3 protein-coding genes are annotated in these 2,221 nt (G+C 73.2%); all 3 read right to left on the bottom strand.

The features are described from left to right. Positions 1 to 115: 115 nt before the first annotated feature. Positions 116 to 811: an iron-containing redox enzyme family protein gene (locus x551_RS21405; RefSeq protein ID WP_036233278.1), complete on the bottom strand. Its 696-nt coding sequence runs from the start codon at positions 809 to 811 to the stop codon at positions 116 to 118. Beyond that, positions 808 to 1,419, bottom strand: a complete 612-nt coding sequence (locus x551_RS27790) for a hypothetical protein (RefSeq protein ID WP_253950447.1) — start codon at positions 1,417 to 1,419, stop codon at positions 808 to 810. The genes x551_RS21405 and x551_RS27790 overlap by 4 nt, the downstream gene beginning before the upstream one ends. Further along, the coding region (locus x551_RS27785) for an AMP-binding protein (RefSeq protein WP_253950446.1) at positions 1,407 to 2,221 on the bottom strand (815 nt) is incomplete at its 5' end. The genes x551_RS27790 and x551_RS27785, both read right to left, overlap by 13 nt.

The following is a 2,221-nucleotide window of genomic DNA, read 5'->3' as shown; positions in this document are numbered from 1 at the left end:
CGGCCGACGAGCAGCAGCCGCGCACCGGCTCCGGACAGGGCGCGCGCCACGGCCGCGCCGATGCCGCCCGAGGCGCCGGTGAGCACCACGCTGCAATGCTTCAGGTCGAGGCCCATCATGCGGCCTGCGCGGTGGGCTGGACCCCCGACGCCACGATCCGGGGCAGTGGCAGGCTGCGGAACACGTCCCCGTAGAGGCGGTAGAAGGCGCGGGCGGCATGCACGATGGCGTCCTGGTCGGCGCGGTCGTCCAGCCGGTCCATCAGCAGCTCGAAATGCGCGGTGTGCTCCTGGTCGAGAGTGCCGTGCGAACGCAGGTAGCTGAAGGCGGCGTCAGGCAGGCGCAGGTTCACCTGGATGCGATCGGCCGCCATCAGCGCCAGAGACACGCTGGTGCCCTCGAGCACATGCACCATGCCGAAGAAGCCCAGCGGGTTGCCGCGCGCGATGGTGTCGTAGGCATAGGCCACCATCACCTCGGTCGCATGGCCCGGCGTGCCGTGGCGCACAGCCTCCTTGTCGCCGCCGCAGGCCGCGATGTCGTCGAGGATCCATTCGTCGTGACCGCGCTCTTCCTCCACGTACTCGTCCAGCGCGTCGGTCAGCCACGCCGGCCGCGAGGAGCCCACGCGCTCGCGGCAGGCCTGCAGCAGCGGCACGGTGTGGCGCACGTGGTGGTAGGCCTGGGTCAGGAAGGCCAGGTAGCTGTCGCGCGAGACCTCGCCGCGCAGGCAGCCCTGGATGATGGGAATGGCGACCAGCTCGCCGCGTTCGGCGGCGGTGTCGCGCAGGAGTCGGGCGTGAAAGCTCATGGAGAGATCGGTTCCGTGATGAAGGTCGAAGGGAGCGGATCGGCCACCAGCGCATCGCGGTGCAATTGCTCGATGGCGGCACGTTGCGGCCGGCCGTTCGCGGTGGCGAGTCCGGTGTCGGTGTCGAAGGCCGCGCGGGCGCGGACCCAGCGGCGCACCCGCGCGTAGTCGGGCAGCCCGGCGTTGGCCGCATCGACGGCTGCCTGCAGCACGGCGTCGGGCAGGTCCGCGCGCAACGGCCACAGCACCGCCGACAGTGCCGGCCGGCCATCGCCGAACACCACCGCCTGGGCGATCGGCGGCAGGCCGCCCACCGCGGCACTCTGCAGCGCCGTCTCGACCCATTCGGGCGACACGTTGCGGCCATAGGCCGTGATCAGCACCTGCTTCTTGCGGCCCTGCACGTGCAGGAAGCCCTGGGCGTCGATCGTGCCGAGGTCGCCGCTCGGCCACCAGTCCGGCGGTGGCGCCTCGCTGCCGAGGTAGCCGAGGAACGCGCTTCCCGTCACCTCGATCTCGCCGTCGGCGGCGATGCGCAGGCGCGCGTGCGGCAGCGGTCGGCCGGTGCTGCCCGGGCGATCGGCGCCGGGCAGGTTCAGCGTCTGCACCGACGCCCCTTCCGACAGGCCGTAGCTTCGTAGGCCGGGATGCCGAGCTCACGTGCCGACTGCAGCAGCGGCGCACCGACCGCGGCACCGCCCACGGCCACCAGCCGCAGCGATGCCGGTGCCCGGCGACCGGTGGCCCGCAGCCACATCGTCCACGCCCGCAGCATCTGCGGCAGCAGGATCAGGCTGTGCGGCTGCCAGGACTCGACCGCGGCCTGCAGCTGCGCCGGATCGAAGCGCGACGAACCGTGCAGCCCGACGCTGGCCAGCGGCACCGCGATGCAGGTGGCCTGGCGCCGGCGCGGCGCCAGCACGCCGGCGATGTTCTCCAGCAGCACCGCGAACGGCAGCACGCTGAGATGGCGGGTGATGTCCAGCGCGGCCGTGGCCTCGCCGATCGCCTGCGCCACCCGGTCCATCGCTGCCTGCCCCAGGCAGACGCCCTTCGGTGTGCCGGTGGTGCCGGAGGTGAAGGTGACCTTGGCGGTCCCGGCCGGCATCGCGACCGGCACCGCCGGGAGGCGCAGCGCGCTGATCGGCTCCGCTCCGGGGTCGAAGCGGAGCGGCTCGGACGGCGCACCGGGAAAGCCGGCGGCAGCCGCCGGAAACGTCCACAGGGTATCGACGCCGGCCGCGGCCAGCGCATGCTGCAGCTGCCCGCGCGTGAAGAAGCCGGGCAAGGGCACATGCACCACCCCGGCCCGTGCCGCGCCCGCATCGGCCACGAGCCAAGCGATGCCGTTGTCGAACAGCGTCGCCAGCACGCGCGTGCCACGCGCCCGCAGGGCCTCGGCGGCGCGGT

The sequence above is a fragment of the Methylibium sp. T29 genome (assembly GCF_000576205.1).
Lineage (GTDB): Bacteria > Pseudomonadota > Gammaproteobacteria > Burkholderiales > Burkholderiaceae_C > Methylibium > Methylibium petroleiphilum.
This window is presented reverse-complemented; position numbering and strand designations above follow the sequence as displayed.

What these genes read in the sequence shown, in the direction of transcription:
- x551_RS21405 (WP_036233278.1), bottom strand. Translation starts at nt 811, where the DNA reads ATGAGCTTTCACGCCCGACTCCTGCGCGACACCGCCGCCGAACGCGGC.